Genomic DNA, 20,830 nt, shown 5'->3' on the forward strand with positions numbered 1-20,830 from the left:
CCCGCTACGCACTCCAAAACCGGAAGAGCCGGTTAGCCCTCCGAAGGTGCCTGTAATCATCCCAGCAAAAACGCTGAAGAAGAATAAGGAGATGAAGGCGAATTTACCCAGGCAGAGGAGTAGGGAAAAGGAAGACCAGATAGCAATCTGACTCAGGCCGTAAAGGAGAAGCAGATTCTTCTTATCGACGCGATCAATGATCATTCCGGCTGGGATGGTCATGATCAAGGAGCCAGCTGAGCTTGCTGCTCCGATGAGACCTGCTTGGCTTAGACTTCCAGTGAGGTGGAAGCTCGCAAGCGAAACGGGGATGGCAATGAGGGATGAACCCAAAGCGCTTGTTGTGTCGGCGAAGAACCACCGTAAGTAATCGGGATGACGCTTGCGTACAATAGTCCAAAAATTTCCACCAGTAGTATTGTGATCTTGCATCGGTTCTCTCTATGTTTTGACAACCGCGACTGGAAACTCATGCGCGCAGCATGAACCCAGCGTCGGATTTTCGGGGTAGACAATTCTCTCGGCGGTGAAATATTGACCCGTCGAAAGCAGCGGTGTGTCAAATAGAAATTACTGATGCAGCAATGAGGACATGGTGTGCTCCAAGTTCCTTACTTAAGCTCTGTGCGAGTTCCTGAAGCGATTTAAAACCTGTAGATTGCAGGATCTAATTCCGCTCTCTCGCATGCAGTGAAATGTGAATCACATAATATCGGTGATTAAAAATCCAGTCAATAGGTTTGATTAAACCCAGAAGCCGGAAACGTTGAGCCCAAAGGAATACAGCGCGCGGCGCAGCACCGGCAGCGAAAGGCCGATGACGGAGGAGGGATCGCCCTCAATGCGGTCGATGAACCAGCCGCCGAGGGCTTCCAAGGTAAAGGCGCCGGCGCATTCCAGCGGCTCGCCGGTGCGGGCGTAGGCCTCGATATCGGCGTCCGAGGCCTGGGCAAAGTACACCGTCGTGCGCGAGGCTTCAACGAAGCGCTCGTTGCCGTAGAGCACGCAGTGGCCGGTGATGAGCTCCGCGGCACGACCGGCCTGCGCGTGCCAGCGATCCACGGTCGCCTCGGGGGTGTGGGGTTTGCCTTGGAGGGCACCGTCGAGAAGCAGCATGGAATCCCCACCCACCACGACGTCCTCGGGATAGTCGGGACCAATGGCCTCCGCCTTCGCGGCAGCCAAGGCGCAGACGATCTCGGCGGGATCAGCACCCGCCAGGCGCTCCTCGATGGCCCGCTCGTCCACGTGGGCCGGGGCGATGACGGGTTCCACGCCCGCACCCCGCAGGATGGACAGGCGGGAGGGGGACTGGGAAGCCAGAACCAGGCGCATGCGCTTAGTAGTAGCGGACGTTGCGGAAGGCGGACGGGTTGAATACGTCACCCGGCTGTCCCCACAGGTCGCGCTCAGAGCGGGTATCGGCGGCCTTGGCGCGCGCCTCAGAGTCGAGCTGGCTGAGCACCGTGGACAGGGCCGCCACCTCAGCGTCGGTGGGGTTGCCGCGCAGAACGGTAAACAGGGAAGCGGTCATTGGACACCTCTACAAAACGATATTGCCGTGCTTCTTCGGCAGGGTCGGAATAATCTTGCGATCCAGCAGGCGCAGGCCCTCAATGAGGGAGCCACGCGTGGCTGCCGGGGTAATAACGGAATCGACGAGACCGCGCTCAGCGGCCTGGTACGGGGTCAGGTAGGCGGCGGCCTCCTCCTCGCTCAGCTCTAGCTCGGAGGCCAGTGCGGGGGCATCGGCCACGGCGATCTCGGCCGTCGGCCACGCATAGGACAGATCCGCGCCGAGCTCCTTGGAGCCGAAGGCGATGTATCCGGTACCGTGCGCGCGGCGGACGATGACGCTGATCTTGCCCACGCTCGCCGCGGAGTAGGCGTGCACCAGCTTGGCCAGCGCCGCCTTCTCCACGTCCAGTGCCGGAGTATCGACGAACTCGATGATGGCAGTATTGAAGGCATCGCACAGGCGGATGAAACGCGCGGCCTTAGCGGCAGCTTCCGCATCGAGGGTGCCGCGGTTAGCGATGATGCCCACCGTGCGTCCCTCGACGCGACCGAAACCGGTGAAGACACCGCGCACCTGGGCGCCGAGCTCAAAGACATCCTCACAGGTGGCGGTGACCACGTCGGCGAGATCGACGGCGCCGTCATCGCCCACGAGGGTATCGAGGACATGGTCGGCGTCGGTGATGTTCTCCTCCACAGAGCCCGCAACGATGGTGGCCTCGGTGCGGGGAGCGGCGGCACGGTTATTCGAGGGCAGGTAGGAGAGCACGCGCTTGGCGACGCTCACCTCGTGCTCCCCATCCGCCTGCAGGTCACCGTCCGGAGCGATAACGACATCGGACAACGCAGCCACGAGCGAGGCCTCCTTCGAGTCCGCGTAGACCGCTGTGACCTGCGGGATGAGGCCGGAAGCGGTGGTGGCGCGGGCAAGGATGCGGGCCTGCATGGCGGAGGAGACAATGCCTTCCTGGGCGCGGGGCTTGTCGCTGGCGACGAGTGCGACGATGGGCACGCCGGTCTTAATGGCGAGGTCGTAGAGCTTGGTGACCTTTTCGCCGTAGACCTCGCCCATGGTGCCGTCGAACAGCGAGGCGTCCTGCGCATAAGCGCAGACCTTGCGGCCGTCCACGGTGCCGAAACCGGTGACGACACCGTCGGTGTAGGGCCGGACGTGCTCGCGGCCGAACTCGGTGGAGCGGTGGCGAGCAAGCGCGTCGGTCTCTACGAAGGATCCGGCATCGAAGAGCGCCTCGATGGCGCTGCGAGCCGCAGGGACCTCTCCCTGCGGCGCACGGGACTCGGTGAGCTTGGCGCTGAGGTCCTCGATCTTGCCAGCGGTCGTCTTCAAGTCAGTCATGGGACACTAGTGTAATACAGTGCGTCTTCTGTACTAATCTGTGCCGATCCGAGTGCGCGTTAGAGCGGGATGTTGCCGTGCTTACGCGCCGGGCGCGCGACGTTCTTGTCGGCGAAGAAGCGCAAGTTTTTGGCAATTGCACTGCGGGTTTCGGAGGGGAGAATGACGGCGTCGATAAGCCCGCGCTCCGCTGCCTTATACGGGTTGAGCATGTGGTCTTCATACTCGCGCTCGAAGGACTTGGTCAGCTCAGCCACGTCGAGGCCCTTTTCGTGGGCTGCCTTGATCTCCTTGCGGTAGATAAAACCGACGGCGCCGGCTGCGCCCATGACGGCGATCTGGGCGGTGGGCCACGCCAGGTTGACGTCCGCGCCGAGGCCCTTGGAACCCATCACGCAGTAGGCACCACCGTAGGCCTTGCGCAGGGTGACGGTGATCTTCGGAACGGTGGCTTCGGCGTAGGCGTAGAGCAGCTTGGCGCCGCGGCGCAGGATGCCATCGTGTTCCTGGTCGGCGCCGGGGAGGAAGCCGGGGACGTCGACCAGCATGATGATCGGGATGTTAAAGGCATCGCAGGTGCGCACGAAGCGGGCGGCCTTCTCGGAGGAATCAATGTCGAGGCAGCCGGCGAAAACCTGCGGTTGGTTGGCCACAAAGCCCACGGTCTGGCCCTCGATGCGGCCGAAGGCGGTCACCACGTTATCGGCGCGATCAGCCTGGATCTCCAGGTAATCGCCGTCATCGGTGAGGGTTTCGATGACTTCCTTGACGTCATAGGGCTGGTTCGGGGAGTCCGGGATGATTTCATCCAGCAGGAGGTCATTGGCAGTCTCTTCGCCCAGCTCCTCGTAGGGCTCAGCCGGTGTCAGCTGGCGGTTATTGGAAGGCAGGTAGGTCAGCAGGTCGTGGACCCAATCCAGTGCTTCCTCGTCGCTAGAAGCGGTGTAGTGCGAGGTGCCCGACTTGTGCATGTGGACTCCGGCGCCGCCGAGTTCCTCTTGGGAGATCTCCTCGCCGGTGACGGTCTTGATGACGTCGGGCCCGGTGACGAACATCTTGGACTTCTCATCCACCATCACGACGAAGTCGGTCAGCGCAGGGGAGTAGGCGTTGCCGCCGGCGCAGGCGCCCATGATGACGGAGATCTGCGGGACGACGCCGGAGGCCTTGACGTTTTGGTAGAAGGTCTTGGCAATCCAGTCCAGGGAGACGGCACCGTCCTGGATTCGGGCGCCGGCACCTTCGTACAGGCCGATGAGTGGACGACCGGTAGTGATGGACAGCTCCATGATCTTGATCATCTTCTCGCCGTAGACCTCGCCGAGGGCGCCTCCGAAGACGGTTCCGTCCTGGGAGAAGATGCAGACCTCGCGGCCGTCGATGGTGCCCCAGCCGGTGACGATGCCGTCAGTGACCGGGCGCTTCTTGCCCATACCGAAGTCCGTGGTGCGGTGCACGGCGAGCATGTCAGTCTCGACGAAGGAACCTTCATCGAGGAGGTAGTCCAAGCGATCCCGGGCGGTGAGGCGGCCCTGGGCGCGGACCTTTTCGTGGGCCTGTTCGCCCATGGGCTGCGCCGCTGCTTCGCGACGCCTCTTCAGTTCAGCGATCTTGCCTGCGGTGGTGTCGGCGCTCAGGGAGTCAAGCTCCGACAAATGTGAGGAAATAGTCATGTTTCGACAGTGTAGAGAAGTTTTGTATAGGAATGTATAGCGGCACGCGGGTGATTTCTCTCACAGTTCACGTTTGTGCAGGTGAATGGTGGTGTAAAAGGTGAGGGAATCCTCGCATACGGCGCGTCGGGTGCATGTGGGTCAGTGTAGTGGGTGTGTAGTGAGGGGCGTCGAAAGGTGACTCAATGAAAAAGCCTCGCCCCGTAAAAGGGGGCGAGGCTTAGGTTATGTGGTTTTATTCGGGGGTGTCTGCCAGCCAACCGAGGCTGTAGAGGAAGAGTTCGGCATCTACGAGATCCTCTTCCTTGGGGAAGGTGCCCGTAAGTGTGGCGTAGGACTCTTCGATGTCCGTGTGGGTGGCTGGGATGAGACCGTGCTTGAGCAGATCTTCAGCGATGTGCGACACCAGTGGCGCCGGGTGCACCGTGTCAAGGTTGATTCCGGTGGCACTCTTGAATTCGTTAGTGATGGCGGAAAGGAATCCGGTCAGGGTATTCATTTGGCTCACCTCTCTATTTCTTGTCGTAATGATGCGGCTGTCCGCATCATGGGGTTGAACCAACTATATAGGTAAAATCCTCCAAAAGCTAGCTTTCGTTCACGGCGAGTTAACTTTTAGTTAACCTAGCGGGAAATGTGAGGTGAGTTACGAAGCACCCTTTAGGCCTCTACAGGCAGCCAAGCGTAGCCATAGGGGCCCAGCTCCACAGGGCCTAAGTCGACGGTCTGATCCGTGAAGTTGTGCAGGCACAACAACTCACCGCGCTGGAATCCCAGCACGCCCGCATAGCCGGTCTCTACGGCCTCAAAGGGCGCGGTACCGAGCTCCGGATGTGCCTTACGCTGCTGGATCAGCCCGCGCAGGCGGTGGAGGAGCGAGTCATCGTCGGCAAGCTGCTCCTCTACCGAAACCCCTACGCCGCCGACGATGGGCCGGCGCGGGTGGGCGGACGTAGTGAAGCCTGCACCCTCGCCCGGCTCCCACTGCATGGGCGTGCGCACAGCATCGCGGTCAGGCAGCTCGGGGGCATCGTTCATCCCAATCTCATCGCCGTAGTACAGAAAGGGAGCGCCCGGCAGGGTCATGAGTAGTGAATAAAAAAGCTCAATCTTGCGGTAATCATTGCCCAGCAGCGGGGCAAGGCGCCGCGCGATGCCCACGTGGGCGCGCATCTGATCATCGGGCAGGTAGTGCTCGTACATGATCGCGCGCTGGTCCGCGTTGACCATCTCTAGGGTCAGCTCGTCGTGGTTGCGCAGGAAGGTTCCCCACTGGCAGCCTTCGGGCAGTTCCGGAAGCTCCGCCATGATGTCGTAGACCGGTGTGGCATCACCCAGCGCCAGCGCCTGGTAAAGCCGCGGCATCACTGGGAAGTTGAAGACCATGTGGAAGCGGTTGCCCGTGCCGTAGAACTCCATGGTTTCCACCGGTGGCTGGTTGGCCTCCGCGATCATGATGGCCTCGGGGTAGTTCTCGTTGATGAAGGCGCGGACCTTCTCCACAAATTCGACCGTCTCCGGCAGAGACTCGCCGCCCAGTCCATCGCGTTCGTAGAGGTAGGCGATGGCATCGAGGCGGAAGCCATCCACCCCCTTGTCCAACCAGAAGGAGAGGATCTTGAAAATTTCCTCGTGGACTTTCGGGTTGTCGTAGTTCAGGTCCGGCTGGTGGGAGTAGAAGCGGTGGAAGTAAAACTGCTTGCGCTCCGGGTCCCATGCCCAATTCGAGGTCTCCGTATCGGTGAAGATGATGCGGATCTCGGGGTAGCGCAGGGGATCATCGCCCCACACATAATAGTCCCCATAGGGCCCTTCCGGATCGGTTCGGGAGGCTTGGAACCACGGGTGATCGGTAGAGGTGTGGTTAAACGCGAGATCCGTCATGAGGCGCATGCCGCGCGCGTGGAGCTCGGCGACGAGCTCGTCGAAGTCCTCCATCGTGCCGTAGTCAGGGTGGATGGAGTAGTAATCGGCGATGTCATAGCCGTCATCGCGCAGCGGGGAAGCATAGAACGGGGAAAGCCACAGGCAGTCAACGCCAAGCCACTTGAGGTAGTCAAGCTTCTCAATAACCCCGCGCAGCGTGCCCACGCCTTCGCCGGTGGTGTCCTTGTACGAGCCCACGAGGGCTTGGTAGAAAATGGCGTTGTTGTGCCAGCTCATCGGAGATCCTTCCGTTTAGCCCGCCACAGCAGATACTCCGCCAGGCACAGCGCGCCCGCGAGGAGCCCCGGCCAGATGGCGGGGGAGGGGTGAAAAAGATTGAGAACTGCCTGCACCAGCGCCAGGAAGGCGAAGAAGCCAACGAATCCCAGCGCGGTGTCCCACAGCAGTGCGCGGCGCATTAGGCCTTAACACCTCCGGCGGTGAGGCCGGCGACGATGCGGTGCTGGAAGATGAGCACCATGATGATCAGCGGAACAGTCACCAGCGCGCCCGCAGCCATGGTGGCGGCGTAGGGGTACTCGAAGGCTGAGGGGCCGGAGAAGCGTGCGATGGCCACGGTCACCGGCTCGGTGGCGGTGGTGGAGAGCTGCTTGGCCAGCATGAACTCGTTCCACGTGGTGATGAAGGCGATGATAGCCGTAGTAAACAGTGCCGGCGCAGCCAAGGGCAGGAGCACCAGGCGGAAGGCCTGACCGCGGGAAGCACCGTCCACGCGAGCGGCCTCCTCCAGTTCCCAGGGCAGCTGGCGGAAGAAGCTCAGCAGCGTGTAGACCGTCAGGGGCAGCGCGAAGGAGATATTCGGGATGATCATCGCGCGGTAGGTACCGATCCATTCGAGGTTGCCGAAGAGCTGGAATAGCGGGGTTACCAGCGCGATGGCCGGGAACATCGAGGCGGCCAGAATGATGCCGGTGACAACGCCCTTACCCGGGAAGTCATAGCGCGCCAAGGCATAGGCGGTAAACACGCCGATGAGGACCGCCACCGCGGTCGTGGCCAGGGAGATGAGCAAAGAGTTCCCTAAGGCATTGAGGAAGTCATTGCCCTTGTCCGTGGCTAATGCATCCCGGAAATTATCGAGGGTCACATGCGTGGGCCACGGGGTGGTGTCGAAGGTGTGGGACTTGTGCCGCAGGGCGGTGACAACCATCCAGTAGAAGGGCGCTAGCCCCCAGAACATGATGAAGAGGATGCCTAGGTAATGGCCGATCTTTTTCATGACTTCTTCTCCTTCTTCTGGCGGGCAGTACCGGAGACATCAGCGCCGAGGAAGCGCACCAAGATGAACGCGACGGTGAAGATAAGCAGGAAGATGAGCGTGGACAGTGCGGAGGCCGAGTTGAAGTGGCCCTGGCGCATGTCCTCCACGACGAGCTGGGAAATGGTCGCTGTCGGGGAGTTGGAGGAGGCCGAGATCATGATGACCGGCAGGTCGTACATGCGCAGTGCATCCAGCGTGCGGAAGAGGATCGCCACCATGAGCGCCGGGCGTACCAGCGGCAGGGTGATGGTGAAGAAGGTTTGGATGCGCGAAGCGCCGTCCACGCGGGCGGCATCGTAGACATCGCGCGGAATCATCTGCAAACCAGCCAGGATGAGCAACGCCATGAAGGGGGCGGTCTTCCACACGTCGGCGATAATCACCGCGAGACGGGCATAGAACGGGTCTGTGGTCCACGCGATGCGCGTGCCGACGAGCGCGTTGACGATGCCATCCGGCGCGAACATGAACTGCCACAGCTTCGCGGTCACCGCGGTGGGGATAGCCCAGGGAACCAGCACTGCCGCGCGCACGAGGCCGCGACCGCGGTACTCACCGTTCATCACCAGCGCCATGAACATGCCCAGGATGGTCTCCAGGGCAACCGTGACCACGGTGAAAAAGAGAGTGATCTTCACCGCCGGCCAGAAATCGGTGGCGATGACGCCGTCCGGGCAGGCGGTGGCCTGACCAGTGGCAGACATGCAGCGATTGGTAATCCAGTAAAGGTAGTTTTCAAGGCCGGCGAAGGAGCCTTCCTCAAACACTCCCGTGGTGGGGTTAAGCCGTTTGTTGCCCTGGAAGGACAGCATCACAGCGCGCACAATGGGGTAGCCGATGACCACAGCCAGCGCTATCAGCGCCGGTGCGATGAGCGCGGCCACACGCAGGTACTGTCTGCGGGGCTGCACGTTAGGCGGTGCTCCAGCCATGCGGTGCCTGCCTTTCTAATTCATAGGGGGAGAAGGGGTTTAACGGGGGTTGGGGAAATCATAGCGGCTAGCCCGGACTTCCTCTGGGCGAAAAGAGCCCGGATCGCAGAAGGAGGCGCGGGCAAGTCACGTGGACTTACTCGCGCCCCCATGCACGCTGGGAAATTAACCCTGCGAAGCGGCTTCGATGGCTGCCTTCATATCCTTCGTGGCGTCATCGACGGACTTGCCTGCGGTGAGCGCCGCGTAGGCGTTATCCTGAACCGCCTTGGAGATGGCGGTGTAGAACGGGGAGACCGGACGCGGTGCGGCGTTCTCTAGGGATTCCTTCAGAGCCGGCAGGTACGGGAACTCTTCGACGAGGGAGTCATCGTCGTAGATGGAAGCCAGCACCGGCGGGAAGGAAGCCTCGGCGAAGGACTTCTGGTTCTCCTCGTTGATGATGAACTTCATGAAGTCCAGGGCCGTAGCCTTGTGCTCGGAGTTGATATTGATGCCGTTGTTGTAGCCACCGAGGGTAGACACACCGACGCCGTCCTTGCCCACCAGCGGCTGGACCTCAAACTTCACGCCAGCCTCTTCGGCGTTGGTGTACATGTACGGCCAGTTGATGGCAAAAGCGGTCTTGCCCTCAGTGAAAGCAAGGTTGGTCTCCTCCTCCGTTGTGGCGGTGGAGTCCTTGGAGATGGTGCCGTCCTCGTAGGCGTCGACAAGCGCCTGCAGGCCTTCCTTCGCCTCGTCCGAGTCAACGGCGACGTTGCCCTCGTCATCCAGGATGGAGCCGCCCCAGCCCTCGATGAAGCCGGCGGTGTTCACGGTGAGACCCTCGTACTGCTTGAGCTGGGTGGTCAGGCAGGAAGCATCATCCTTGATGGCCTCACAAGCAGAAGCGATGTCGTCGAACTTCTCCGGAGCCTTGTCCGCCAACTCGGTGTTGCGGAAGAGCAGCTGGCCGTTGGTGTTCTGCGGCAGCGCGTAGAGGGTGTCGTTGTAGGTGGCGGATTCCACGGTGGGCTCCAGCAGTCCGGAGGTATCCACCTCGAGGTCACCGGTCAACGGTGCCAGCCACTGGTTAGCGGCGAAGTCCGCGGTCCAGACCACGTCCAGCGCCATGACATCGTAGTCAGAGTTGCCCGCCTGCAGGGACTGCACGAGGGTCTCGCGCTGTGCGTCGGCCTCGCCGGCGAGCTCCTTGAGCTCGACCTTCTCATCTGGGTGCTCGGCGTTCCATGCCTCGATGATGGGCGTGATCTTGTCGGTATCGTTCTTGCCCATGGCAAAGGTGATGGGGCCGCGGCCGTCAGCATCCGTCGAGGCGGCATCGGAGCCAGTGCTTGACGACGATCCCTCGTCGCTCGACGAGCAACCCGCCAAGGTCAGAGCAAGGGCAGCGGTGGTAACGACTACGCCGCGGCGGACAGAGCGCAGCGAGCTAGGGAGAAACGGCTTCTTCATGGAGTATTCACCTTTCGGAAAACTTCTGGTGACTTCAAAATAGGGGATCACCCCCACAGTGCACGTGGTTTTGACGTTTAATTCACTCAAAATGGGGGTAAAACTACCCCTGATTCTTCTTAAACCTCGATGCGCTGTCCGGTTTCAGGATCGAAGCGGTGCGCCTCCCGGGGGTTGAAGGTGAGGACGACGTTGTCCCCGCGCTGTGGAACGTTATCGCTCGCGCGGGCAACGAAGCGCTGCTCACCCACCATGACGTAGACGAAGGACTCGGAGCCTAGCTCTTCTACGAATTCCACGGTGCCTTGGAAGCCCACCGGTCCCTTGTTGATGAACATCTTCTCTGGGCGAACGCCAACGCGGCCACCGTTGTAGTCAAAGATGTTCATCGCGGGGGAGCCGATGAAGCCGGCGACGAATTCGTTAGCGGGGGAGTCGTACAGCTCGCGCGGCGGTGCAACCTGCTGCAGGACACCGTCCTTGAGCACGGCGACGCGGTCTCCCATGGTCATGGCCTCCACCTGGTCGTGGGTGACGTAGACGGTGGTGGTGCCGAGGCGCTGCTGGAGGCTGGCCAGCTCCGCACGGGTTTGCACGCGCAGCTTGGCATCCAGGTTAGATAGCGGCTCATCCATGAGGAATGCCTTGGGCTCGCGCACGATGGCGCGGCCCATGGCGACGCGCTGGCGCTGGCCACCGGATAGATCCTTCGGCTTACGCTCCAGGTACTCCGTTAACCCTAGAGTCTTCGCGGCTTCCTCTACCTTGGCTTTGATTTCAGCCTTGGGCATCTTGGCCAGCTTGAGGGCGAAGCCCATGTTCTGGGCCACGGTGAGGTGCGGGTAGAGGGCGTAGTTCTGGAAGACCATGGCGATATCGCGCTCGCCGGGCTCGAGCCCCGTGACGTCTTTGCCATCGATGAGGATGCGGCCGCTGGAGACCGGTTCAAGTCCTGCGAGGGCGCGCAGGGTAGTGGACTTACCGCAGCCGGACGGGCCGACGAGGACTAGAAACTCGCCATCCGCGATCTCGAGATTGAGGTCTTTGACCGTGGGGTTCTCGGCGCGGGGATAGGTGATGCCGACGTTCTCAAAAGTGACCTTTGCCATGCACATACACTAGCACTCGCTGCGGACACAGTGCGCGTGGTCGAGTACTAACGGCGGGTAGGGTTGGCAGTATGACAGCTCTAAATCTTGACCGCATCCGCGAAGCTCTCGACGGTGATTTTTCCGTCATCGATTACACCGAGTCCACTGGCTCGACCAACACCGATCTCATGGAGGCGGAGAAGGTTGCCGATGGCACCGTGCTGCTCGCCAACGAGCAGGTGTCCGGCAAAGGCCGCTTGGGCCGTCAGTGGGTGAGTCCGGCTGGATCCCAGCTCATTTTCTCCGTGCTCATCCTTCCGGATTCGCTCGACCACTTGGGCACCCTGCCTCTAGCCGCAGGTTTGGCCGTGACGGATACCGTCGAGGGAGCGGTACTCAAGTGGCCGAATGACGTGCAGATCGACGGCAAGAAGCTCTGCGGCATCCTCGCGGAGGCCGGTCCGGTGGGTGAGGCCTTCAAGTCTGCTCCGAAGACGGAGGTCTCCAAGACAGAAGTCAACAAGGCAGAGATCAATAAGGCTGAAATAAACAAAGCGGAGATCAACAAGGCTGAAATCAACAAAGCTGAAGTGAATAAGGCCGAAATCGCCCCGAAGACAGAGGCCGCTAATCCGCCCTCAGCCCGCGTGGTCGTGGGCATGGGCATCAACGTGACGTTGACGAGGGAGGAACTGCCCATCGAGGCAGCAACCTCCCTCTCACTCGAGGGGCTTGATACCGACCGCACCGAGCTCGCCATCACCGTGTTGAAGAATCTGCGCCACCGCATCACCCAGTGGGAGCAGCAGGATTCGCAGCTTATGGCTGATTACCGCAAGGTTTGTTCTTCGATTGGTCAGGAAGTCCGCCTCGAAGCCCCGACGGGCGATGTGACCGGCACTGTTGAGGGCGTGGCGGACGACGGCCGCATCAACGTCGGCGGTGAGTACTACTCCGCGGGTGATGTCATCCACCTGCGCCCAGCTGGTCAGTAGCGAGTTGGGAGTGCGTGCTTTTTAGAAGGATCGAAAGGTGTTTTAAAAGGGCACGCCGGAGCGAAAGATCACATTGGAAAACGGCGTTGTTGACCCAGTGCGCACCACGAAAGAGGCGTCGGCGACTTGATGTTTGAGCTCCTCGTGCGAGATTTCCGTAAGTGGGATGCTGGGAAGCAGCGTCCGAACCTCTGGCGGAGTGGCATCCGCAATCGTGGCTGCCTCTACTACTACTTCGGCGAGTAACGCGGAAAGCGTATCGCCGAAGGAAGGGATGCCAAAGGTTAACGTCAAATCAATAACTGTCACATCCTGCGGTATGGGAAGCCCGCAATCCGCGATGACGAAAGTATCGGTGTGCCCAAGGCGAGCAACGGCGCTGGCGAGTGCAGGGTTGAGGATTCCAGATTTACGCATTGTCCACCTCCGGTAAGCGTGAAGAAGTAGTTGGGTAAGAAGGCTGTGCTCCATTGCCGGTTGTAGCGAAAGCTCCGACGCGGGCAGCGAATGAGGCCGCATCGATGAGTGAGTCGCCCTGCAAGAGTCGGGAGCACAACGCGCCGGCGAAGGCGTCGCCAGCACCGGTGGTATCTATGGTGGTCACGCGTGGGGTAGGTATATCCGTGCCGCCTTCTGGGGTGGCTACGTACGCTCCACGCGCGCCAAGGGTTAAGACTACGGAGCGGAAGCCAGCCTCAATAAGTCGGTGAGCAAGCTCGTGAGGGGTGCCATCGGAGGGAAGACCGAGCTGCTCTAAAATGAGACCAGCCTCGTGCTCATTGGCAAGAAGCGGATTGGCTTGCAGCAGGCTTTCACGGTCGACTTGGACAACAGGGGCGAGGTTAACCACGACGCGTCCATTGCTGTGTTCTACTGCGGCTTGAAAACCGGAAGCAGGGATTTCACCTTGTAGGAGAACAATGTCGGCATCGGCGATGGTGGAGGCGCGAGCGGCGACAAAATCTGAGTCGACTTGAGCGTTAGCGCCGGGGGAAATGACGATGGTGTTCTCGCCGTCGGCGGAAACAGTGATGACAGCGAGGCCAGTATTGGTGTCTACCTGCTCTACTGCACTGAGATCGATACCCGAGGTCCGCATGTAATGCATAGCGGGTTCCGCATAGGGATCAGACCCTACGGCGCCAACGAAAGCGACATGCGCACCAAGTTGGGCCGCGGCCACTGCCTGGTTTGCGCCCTTGCCCCCGGCTAGGATTTCACCGCCAGAACCCAGCAGGGTCTCTCCGGGCTGAGGGTGGCGCTCGGCGTGGACGATGAGATCGGCATTGATAGAACCGACGACAGTTAACTTGCTCATTGGAAATCCTCTACGTTGTCGCGGGTAACGGTGATGACTTCTACGGGGACAGATTTCTGTGCCTTTTCACCATGCAGGAGTTGTGCGGCTTGCTCGATGGCGCGGGCACCGAGCTCGGCTGGTTGCTGAGCGATAGTAGCTTCCAGCTTGCCGTCCTTGACAGCCTTAAGTCCGTCGAAAGTACCGTCAAAGGCCACGATCTTGACCTCGGAACCAGCGCGCGATCCCAGGGCTTCGACGGCGCCAAGGGCCATTTCATCGTTCTCCGCAAAGATGGCCTTGATGTTCGGGTTGGCTTGCAAAAGGTTGGTGGCTACATTGAGCCCCTCTGTACGATCAAAACTTGCCGACTGTTTAGCAACGACCTTGATGCCCGGGTACTTGGCAATCTGTGACTCGAAGCCCTTGCCACGTTCGCGCGAGGCCGACGTACCTGCGGTGCCCTGCAGGATGAGGATGTCACCTTCTTCCCCGATGGATTTGGCCAGCTGATCTGCTGCTTGGGCACCGCCGGCGACATTGTCGGAGGCAACCATGGAATCTAAATCTACGCCGTTAACGTCGCGGTCTACACCGACCACAGGGACACCATTGTTCTTGATTCCGCGTACTGCTGGAGCTACAGCATCGGAGTCTGTGGGGTTAACAACCACCACTTTCGCGCCCATCGACGTAGCGTTGCCGAGTTGATTGACTTGCTGAGCAGGATCATCCGAGGCGTCTTGGATATCGAGGGGGACTCCGAGTTCTTTGGCCTTGTCCTGTGCGCCATGGCGTAGCTCAACGAAGAAGGGGTTTGTCTGGGTTGATAGCGCAAGAGTTATGCGCTGACGGTCTTCCTCAGAGCGGTTGCATGAGACCAAACCCAAAGCAAGAACGGCAACGAGAACTGCAGAAATGATCTTTTTCATGAGGCACTCCTTTTAGTTAGCCGTCTTATTGCGGAAGACGTCGAAGCCCACGGCCAACGCGATGACTAAACCGATGACAATCTGCTGCCAGAAGGAGGAAACATTGAGGAGGTTGAGGCCGTTTCGGATGACAGCCAGCAAAATAGCGCCAACCAGAGTTCCCGTTGCTTTGCCTTGTCCACCAGACAGCGAGGCACCACCGATGACGACTGCGGCGATGGCATCCAGCTCATAACCGGTGCCTGCTTGCGGTTGTGCAGATTCGAGTCGGCCCGCCATAACCATGCCTGCCCACGCTGCGAAGAACCCAGAAAGCGCGAAAACTGCGATCTGGATGCGCTTGACTGGGAGACCGGAGAGGCGAGCTGCTTCGAGATTTCCTCCGATCGCGTACATGGAACGGCCGAGCACAGTGCGCTCGAGGATGAACCAACAGAGGAGCCCAGCAATCACCATCATGATGATGGGCACTGGGAGGCCGGCTACGTCGCTGCCAAAGAAGTTGACCGAAGGCGCGGTCTCAATGGGAGAGCCTTGCGAGATGACGAGGGTTAGGCCACGCGCAACAGACATCATTGCCAGTGTTGCAATGAAGGAGGGAATCTTTCCCCACGCAGTGGCCATTCCACAGATAGCGCCCGCCAAGGCACCCACACCGAGACCAATGAGGAGAGTCAGCCAGCCCGGAAGCCCAGCAGTGGAGAACATATAGGCCGACACCATAGCGCCAAGAGCGGCTACAGAACCGACAGAAAGGTCGATTCCCGCGGTAACAATAACGAAGGTCATGCCGAAAGCCAGGATGGCCACGGTAGCTGCCTGGATGCCTACATTAAGTAGATTCGTTACGGTTAAAAAATACGGGGTGGCGATGAAAAGCGCTATGCACAGCGCGATGAGGCCGACGAGAGCGCCATTGTTCAGAGCCCAGTTGGCTACACGATTCTTGGTCATAATTAATCCTTGGGGTCGTGGCTAGCGGAGTTAGTAGCGGCAGCGGAAGTTGCTGAAGTTACGTTGGCTACGGCGAGGGTCATGACCTCGTCTTGAGTGGAGTCTTTTGGCAGTTGTCCGGCAAGTTGGCCCCCTGACATGACGAGGATCCGGTCAGACATACCAAGTACCTCTGGTAGATCAGAGGAAGCCATGAGGACCGCGCCACCGGCTGCCGTAATCTCGTTAATGATGTTGTAGATTTCTACCTTGGCGCCTACGTCGACGCCGCGGGTTGGCTCATCGAGTAGGAGAACCTTTGAGTTGGCGAGGACCCACCGGCCGAAGACGGCTTTTTGCTGGTTTCCGCCGGAGAGATTGCGGATAGCCTGGTCAAGCCCGGACATACGTATACGAAGTTTTTCTGCCACTTCTCCCGCACGCCGATGTTGGCCAGAACGGTCCGCAATCCCAGCTCTAGCGGTGGGGTAGAGCGTCGCGAAACCGAGATTATCTGCTACCGAAGCATCCAGAACTAGCGCCTGTGCTTTCCGGTCCTCGGGGATATGTCCCACTCCGGCGCGAATTGCGGCGCCGATGTCGCCGCCTCGAAGTTCTTGGCCATTCACACGAATGGATCCTGAATCGTAGGTGTCTGCGCCAGCAATGGCACGAATGATCTCCGTGCGGCCAGCGCCGACAAGTCCGGCGAGACCGACAACTTCGCCGGAGTGGACCTCGAAGGAGATGTCCTGAAACGAACCTTGCGTAGTCAGGCCTGCAACTTCAAGCAAGACCTCGCCGCGCTCGGGCGGAGTGTCGCGCGGGTACTGGTTTTCGATACTGCGACCGACCATCAGCCGGACCAGTTCATCCTCATCTGTATCGGAAGGGACCTCGGCGATGAAGGCACCATCGCGCAGTACGCAAATGGTCTCCGCGATCCGTGCCAGTTCATCCAGGTGGTGGCTGATAAACACCATCGCCACGCCTTTTGCTTTGAGTCCTTCGAGAACTGTAAAGAGCGCATCGACTTCTTTGCCGGTCAACGCGGCTGTGGGTTCATCCAAGATAAGGATGCGCGCATTCATGGAAAGGGCTTTGGCGATCTCAACCAGCTGCTGCTTGGCGACGCCCAACTCACCCACCGGAGTATCCAAGTCAACATCAAGTCCGATGAGGTGTAGGGCTGCTTGTGCTTGAGCCTTGAGATGCTTGCGGTTGACAAGTCCGTAGCGTTGCGGAGTGCGACCGAGCACAATGTTTTCAGCCACTGACATCGTCGGCACCAAGTTGAGTTCTTGGTGAATAGTGGCGATACCGAGGGCCTCGGAGGCCTTAGTATCGGGGATTCTAACTTCTTTGCCATCTACTAGTATGCGGCCAGAGTCCGGTTCGTGTACGCCCGCAATCATTTTGATGAGCGTGGACTTACCGGCGCCGTTTTCGCCCAAAAGAGCTTGAACTTGGCCTCGCCGAACGCTGAGGTCGACCCCTTTAATGACATCAACGGGGCCGAAGGACTTGGTTACGCCTTCAAGTTTTAGGACGGTTTCACTCATGTGAGTTCTCCAGGGAATCGGTAGGCGGTGGACATTCGTGGGATATAGCGGGTATCGATGACCGTCGATTCGGGCTGTCGCTTGTTATCAATTGCGTCAACCAAGCGAGCGGTAGCTTCTTCTCCCATGCGCGTAACGTTCTGGTCTATGACAGAGATTGGCGCTGGTTGGAAACGTAAAAAGATGAAGTCATCGAAGCCAACTAGTGCGATTTCTTCACCAATTCTTTTGCCAGCGTTATGGCAAGCTTCTAGCGCGCCTGCGGTCATCATGGAATCGCCTGCGACTATGGCTGTGACGCCTTCTTGAAGAAGCGCGATGGCGCCCTTGTATCCAGATCGGTGGCGGAAGCTGCCGTGATGGATGTGGATATCCATTCCGGTTGTTGCGTCCTTGAATGCGTTGAGGCGCTCGCGTCCGGTGGACGTTTCTTGGGGGCCAGAGAGATACCCAATTGACGTGTGTCCCTTGCTCTTGAGCTGGGCCACGGCCGCATGTATCCCGGTAATTGGGTTTGAGACCACGGCTGGGAGGTTTTTAAGAGAACGATCGATGAGTATCAGTGGGCGAGATTCCGCCGCGCGCTGCAGTGCATCTTCTGCACCTTCGAGCGGGACACTGATGATTCCGTCTACCTGGCGTTGGGAGAGGGTGTCGAGGGCCTTGGTTAGGCGCTCTGGGTCTTCTCCGCAACTGGTAATTATGGTCGAGAGTTTGCGCTTATTCGCTTCTTCTTCCACTGCAGCGGCCATGGCAGCAAAATAGGCATTGTCCAAGTTGGGGATGATAAGCCCTATGGCGTCGGACCGAGAGTTTCTCAAGGCTCGTGCCTGAGCGTTGGGCAAATAATTGAGCTGTTGCGCAATGCTCATTACCTTTGCCCGTGTTTTCTCGGAGATAGCAGGATTTCCGGCAAGGGAACGCGAGGCGGTGGAAACTGAAACCCCGGCCGCAGCGGCAATATCTTTTAATGTGGCTCCAGTCATGAAATCCTCCTTCCTGTGGCCTCTAGTGCAATCGATTGCATAGGTGTTTCTCAACCTACTGCCGGCCTTTCCCGCTGTCAAGGGTTTTGTGTCGTGCGCTAGTCGTCGTGCGCTAGTCGTGAGGTCTAGAAATTTCCGTGCACTGGCCCCATCTGCGAGGAGAGGTAACCCCGGTGGAACGCGCTAGGTTGTCACAATCCCGCATGGCGCTTTTCACAAGGCGTCTATCAGAAGGCATTAGTCAAAAGGCGTCTTTACTCCCAAAGACGCCTTTTACAGGCCGACAGATGGTGTTTTCAGGGGCAAAGACGCCCTTCGACTGATGCCTTTTAGGAAATGCCATGTGCGATGCCGCGCCGGACCGCCGGGCCGCCGGACTGCCGAGGCTAGGAGGCGGTCACCCCTCACGCTCGGGTAGCGGGGGAGGACCGTGGAACGAGTGGGAAGGTAGGTACCATGTGCCCCATGAACCTCATGCAGATGGGCCGCGGCGAGGTTGTGCGCGCGGACATGACCGCCCCGTTTCGGACACTGCTCTTTCCCTTTTTAGAGCTCGTCGTCGTCACGGGTGTGTGCTGGATTGCCATCGGCTGGTGTGACTATAACGGCATTGACTTGGCGATTCGCAATGGCTTAGTAGCTTTATGGGCCCTGCTTGCCGTCTGGCGCTTCATCGTGCCCCTTGCCAAGGCCCGCCGCAAGCGCTTCATCGTGACCAACCTGCGCGTCATCGCTCGGGAAGGCAAGCACGTCGATTCGATCCCGCTCACTGATATTCGTGGTGCGCGCCGCCGTCGCGGTGGGATTTCGCTGGCACTTCACGGCTATGAGAAGCCGATGTATTTCCCATCCATCCCCAAAGCCAAACGCGTCGAGGACATCCTCAACGAGCAACCGGTCTGGGGTTAGTCCTTAATCTCCGTCGTGTGCAGCTGCTGGTCTAGGTCATCAGGCGCCAGGTTGGCGGAGCGGAATTCGTGGGTCAGCGGCAGGCGCAGGTCGAGGTCCGTGCCGGGGCACAGTTCAATCGTGGCCTCATCCACCGTGTAGTCCAGCACGTGCCCGCCGGAGGTACGCGCAGCGTCGATGAAGTGCACGTGGCATCCGGGCACGGAGATTCCCTTCTCAAAGACCGGCGTGCGGAAACCACCGATGATGCCCTCGACGTCGTCAAAGCGCAGCTCCTTGTCACCGCCCACCGCCTGCGCCATCGGCGGGTAGGGCTTGCTCTGCTTGACCACCGTGCGGGTAACCACGTTGCTGAAGCGTCCGGTGATACGCACCGCGTACATGTAGTTGGCGGAAGGCTCGACCTCATCGATGAAGGCCGATAGCTCCTCGCGCTTCAATCCTTTGGGGGCGGCCACCTTAATACGGGGGACAAAGTTCGTGGCTACCGCGAAGGGGGTTCCCTGGTCCAAGTCAGCCACCGTCGCGGTTCCATCACCGCGCAGCTGGTAGCACACGCCGTCGAGGATAATCATCTCCCCGTCCAGCGCATCGAAGGTGCCGATGCCGAAATTGCCCTTGCCCAAGAGCTCGCCGATGGTCATTTCGCCGTCGTAAATGCCATCCAACAGCGCGGTCATGAGGGAGTTCTGAAAGATGGTATGCCGGACGATCATGGCCCCAAGGCTAGTATTGAAAGAGTGAGTGAACAACACAAACCCCTCGTTACTGTTTATGGAGACGGCCAGCTTGCGCGCATGATGCAGCCGGCCGCCGCGGAGCTCGACATCCACCTGCGCGTGCTGGCCTCCGCGCCAGACAAGTCCGCCGCCCAGGTGATCCCGGACGTCGTTTTGGGCGACTACCACGATCTCAACGTGCTCACCGCCGCTTCGGAAGGCGCGGACGCAATTACTTTTGAGCACGAGCACGTCCCCACGGAGCACGTCCAGGCGCTCATCGCCGACGGTCTCAACGTTCAGCCCCAGCCTTCCGCCCTCCTCTACGCGCAGGACAAGCTGCTCATGCGCCAGAAGCTGGCCGAGCTGGGCGCCCCGGTGCCACGCTTTGCTGCTATCGACTCGGTGGAGGATGCGCGGGATTTTGCCGCGCTTGTCGACGATCACGTGTGCCTCAAAGCCCGCCGCGGCGGCTACGACGGCCATGGCGTGTGGTTCCCCTCTGCGGAGGAGCTGGAGCCGCTGGTAGAAGAACTTCTCGCGGCAGGCACCCCGCTGATGGCTGAGGAAAAAGTGGCCCTTACCCGCGAGCTGTCCGTGCTCGTCGCCCGCCGCCCCTCCGGCGAAGTGAAGGCTTGGCCGGTCACCGAGTCCGTGCAGCGCGATGGCATTTGCGCCGAAGCTTTCGCACCCGCCCCGAACCTGTCCCCGGAGTTGGCAGAGCGCGCCATTCAGGTAGGCATCAAGGTAGCTACCGAGCTCGGCGTGACTGGCGTGCTTGCAGTGGAGCTCTTCGCCTTTGCGACGAAGCAAGACGCCGGCGCCATCATTGCGTCCGCCTCGGGTGCCCCGGGAGTATGCGTGGCGGAAGACATCGCCGTCAACGAGCTGGCGATGCGCCCGCACAACACCGGCCACTGGACCCAGGATGGTTGCGTGACCTCACAGTTCGAGCAGCACCTGCGCGCCGTGTTGGACCTGCCGCTTGGCTCCACCGCGCCATTGGCTCCCGTAACGGTCATGGCTAATGTGCTGGGTGCTGAGGAGGATCCACAGATGCCCATGCCGCAGCGAGTCCGCGAAGTGATGGAGCGCTACCCAGAGGCGAAGGTCCACCTTTATGGCAAGGACCACCAGCCGGGCCGCAAGATCGGCCACGTCAATGTCGTCGGCGATGACGTCGAGGAGACCCGCCACATCGCTCACGATGCTGCCCACTTCCTCGTCCACGCCCAGTGGGCTTAATCCCGCAGCGAGCTTAAG

General features: G+C 60.0%; 21 protein-coding genes and 1 pseudogene. 3 read left to right on the forward strand and 19 right to left on the reverse strand.

Features of this window, described 5'->3' with window-relative positions:
• From HMPREF3056_RS13060 to HMPREF3056_RS07845, 12 genes and pseudogenes are all read right to left on the reverse strand, one after another.
• Positions 1-432: pseudogene (locus HMPREF3056_RS13060) on the reverse strand (MFS transporter); the annotation flags it as partial.
• Positions 433-744: 312 nt separating this feature from the next.
• Positions 745-1,335, reverse strand: a complete 591-nt coding sequence (locus HMPREF3056_RS07795; protein WP_070545353.1) for a Maf family protein — start codon at positions 1,333-1,335, stop codon at positions 745-747.
• A 4-nt stretch (positions 1,336-1,339) separates the two neighbouring features.
• A complete protein-coding gene (locus HMPREF3056_RS07800) occupies positions 1,340-1,534 on the reverse strand; it encodes an acyl-CoA carboxylase subunit epsilon (RefSeq protein WP_046647024.1) in 195 nt (64 codons plus the stop codon).
• Between the two features lie 9 nt (positions 1,535-1,543).
• Complete coding sequence (locus tag HMPREF3056_RS07805) at positions 1,544-2,875, reverse strand: carboxyl transferase domain-containing protein (protein ID WP_070545351.1); 1,332 nt, start codon at positions 2,873-2,875, stop codon at positions 1,544-1,546.
• A 59-nt stretch (positions 2,876-2,934) separates the two neighbouring features.
• A complete protein-coding gene (locus HMPREF3056_RS07810) occupies positions 2,935-4,548 on the reverse strand; it encodes an acyl-CoA carboxylase subunit beta (RefSeq protein WP_046647022.1) in 1,614 nt (537 codons plus the stop codon).
• A 235-nt stretch (positions 4,549-4,783) separates the two neighbouring features.
• Positions 4,784-5,047 carry a hypothetical protein gene (locus HMPREF3056_RS07815; RefSeq protein WP_046647021.1) on the reverse strand — a complete coding sequence of 88 codons (264 nt, stop codon included), beginning with the start codon at positions 5,045-5,047 and terminating at the stop codon, positions 4,784-4,786.
• 161 nt (positions 5,048-5,208) lie between these two features.
• Positions 5,209-6,711, reverse strand: coding sequence for an alpha-amylase family protein (locus HMPREF3056_RS07820; protein ID WP_070754491.1), 1,503 nt, complete (start codon positions 6,709-6,711; stop codon positions 5,209-5,211).
• Positions 6,708-6,893, reverse strand: coding sequence for a hypothetical protein (locus HMPREF3056_RS07825; RefSeq protein ID WP_049156366.1), 186 nt, complete (start codon positions 6,891-6,893; stop codon positions 6,708-6,710). Before HMPREF3056_RS07825 ends, HMPREF3056_RS07820 begins: the two co-directional genes overlap by 4 nt.
• Complete coding sequence (locus HMPREF3056_RS07830) at positions 6,893-7,714, reverse strand: carbohydrate ABC transporter permease (RefSeq protein WP_049156365.1); 822 nt, start codon at positions 7,712-7,714, stop codon at positions 6,893-6,895. Before HMPREF3056_RS07830 ends, HMPREF3056_RS07825 begins: the two co-directional genes overlap by 1 nt.
• Positions 7,711-8,688: a carbohydrate ABC transporter permease gene (locus HMPREF3056_RS07835; protein WP_049156364.1), complete on the reverse strand. Its 978-nt coding sequence runs from the start codon at positions 8,686-8,688 to the stop codon at positions 7,711-7,713. Before HMPREF3056_RS07835 ends, HMPREF3056_RS07830 begins: the two co-directional genes overlap by 4 nt.
• Positions 8,689-8,853: 165 nt before the next feature.
• Positions 8,854-10,143 carry an ABC transporter substrate-binding protein gene (locus HMPREF3056_RS07840; protein ID WP_070754492.1) on the reverse strand — a complete coding sequence of 430 codons (1,290 nt, stop codon included), beginning with the start codon at positions 10,141-10,143 and terminating at the stop codon, positions 8,854-8,856.
• Positions 10,144-10,262: 119 nt separating this feature from the next.
• Positions 10,263-11,252 (reverse strand): ABC transporter ATP-binding protein, encoded by a 990-nt coding sequence (locus tag HMPREF3056_RS07845; protein WP_070515993.1) that lies wholly within the window; start codon positions 11,250-11,252, stop codon positions 10,263-10,265.
• 71 nt (positions 11,253-11,323) lie between these two features.
• Between HMPREF3056_RS07845 and HMPREF3056_RS07850 the strand changes: the two genes are divergently transcribed.
• The gene (locus HMPREF3056_RS07850) at positions 11,324-12,229 is read left to right on the forward strand and encodes a biotin--[acetyl-CoA-carboxylase] ligase (RefSeq protein ID WP_046647015.1); all 906 of its coding nucleotides are present in this window, start codon (positions 11,324-11,326) and stop codon (positions 12,227-12,229) included.
• A gap of 42 nt (positions 12,230-12,271) precedes the next feature.
• On the opposite strand, the gene rbsD is transcribed toward HMPREF3056_RS07850, so the two are convergent.
• The 6 genes from rbsD to HMPREF3056_RS07880 are packed head-to-tail and all read right to left on the reverse strand — an operon-like array spanning position 12,272 to position 17,939.
• Positions 12,272-12,646 carry a D-ribose pyranase gene (gene rbsD, locus HMPREF3056_RS07855; protein WP_046647014.1) on the reverse strand — a complete coding sequence of 125 codons (375 nt, stop codon included), beginning with the start codon at positions 12,644-12,646 and terminating at the stop codon, positions 12,272-12,274.
• Positions 12,639-13,547, reverse strand: a complete 909-nt coding sequence (locus HMPREF3056_RS07860; protein WP_049156354.1) for a ribokinase — start codon at positions 13,545-13,547, stop codon at positions 12,639-12,641. Before HMPREF3056_RS07860 ends, rbsD begins: the two co-directional genes overlap by 8 nt.
• Positions 13,544-14,458, reverse strand: coding sequence for a D-ribose ABC transporter substrate-binding protein (locus tag HMPREF3056_RS07865; RefSeq protein WP_070754493.1), 915 nt, complete (start codon positions 14,456-14,458; stop codon positions 13,544-13,546). The genes HMPREF3056_RS07860 and HMPREF3056_RS07865 overlap by 4 nt, the downstream gene beginning before the upstream one ends.
• 12 nt (positions 14,459-14,470) lie before the next feature.
• Entirely contained in the window at positions 14,471-15,412 is a 942-nt protein-coding gene (locus HMPREF3056_RS07870; protein ID WP_070754494.1) for an ABC transporter permease, read from the reverse strand.
• A gap of 2 nt (positions 15,413-15,414) precedes the next feature.
• On the reverse strand, positions 15,415-16,953 hold the full coding sequence (locus HMPREF3056_RS07875; RefSeq protein ID WP_070754495.1) for a sugar ABC transporter ATP-binding protein: 1,539 nt from the start codon (positions 16,951-16,953) through the stop codon (positions 15,415-15,417).
• Positions 16,950-17,939: a LacI family DNA-binding transcriptional regulator gene (locus HMPREF3056_RS07880; protein WP_046647010.1), complete on the reverse strand. Its 990-nt coding sequence runs from the start codon at positions 17,937-17,939 to the stop codon at positions 16,950-16,952. Before HMPREF3056_RS07880 ends, HMPREF3056_RS07875 begins: the two co-directional genes overlap by 4 nt.
• A gap of 465 nt (positions 17,940-18,404) precedes the next feature.
• On the opposite strand from HMPREF3056_RS07880, the gene HMPREF3056_RS07885 reads away from it, so the two are divergent.
• The gene (locus tag HMPREF3056_RS07885; RefSeq protein WP_046647237.1) at positions 18,405-18,848 is read left to right on the forward strand and encodes a hypothetical protein; all 444 of its coding nucleotides are present in this window, start codon (positions 18,405-18,407) and stop codon (positions 18,846-18,848) included.
• Here HMPREF3056_RS07885 and budA read toward each other — a convergent pair.
• On the reverse strand, positions 18,845-19,564 hold the full coding sequence (budA, locus tag HMPREF3056_RS07890; RefSeq protein ID WP_070509501.1) for an acetolactate decarboxylase: 720 nt from the start codon (positions 19,562-19,564) through the stop codon (positions 18,845-18,847). The two genes, HMPREF3056_RS07885 and budA, sit on opposite strands and share 4 nt — an antisense overlap.
• Between budA and HMPREF3056_RS07895 the strand changes: the two genes are divergently transcribed.
• Positions 19,550-20,812 carry a 5-(carboxyamino)imidazole ribonucleotide synthase gene (locus HMPREF3056_RS07895; RefSeq protein WP_070754496.1) on the forward strand — a complete coding sequence of 421 codons (1,263 nt, stop codon included), beginning with the start codon at positions 19,550-19,552 and terminating at the stop codon, positions 20,810-20,812. The two genes, budA and HMPREF3056_RS07895, sit on opposite strands and share 15 nt — an antisense overlap.
• The last annotated feature ends 18 nt before the right edge of the window (positions 20,813-20,830 follow it).

The sequence above is a fragment of the Corynebacterium sp. HMSC056F09 genome (assembly GCF_001815785.1).
GTDB lineage: Bacteria > Actinomycetota > Actinomycetes > Mycobacteriales > Mycobacteriaceae > Corynebacterium > Corynebacterium hiratae.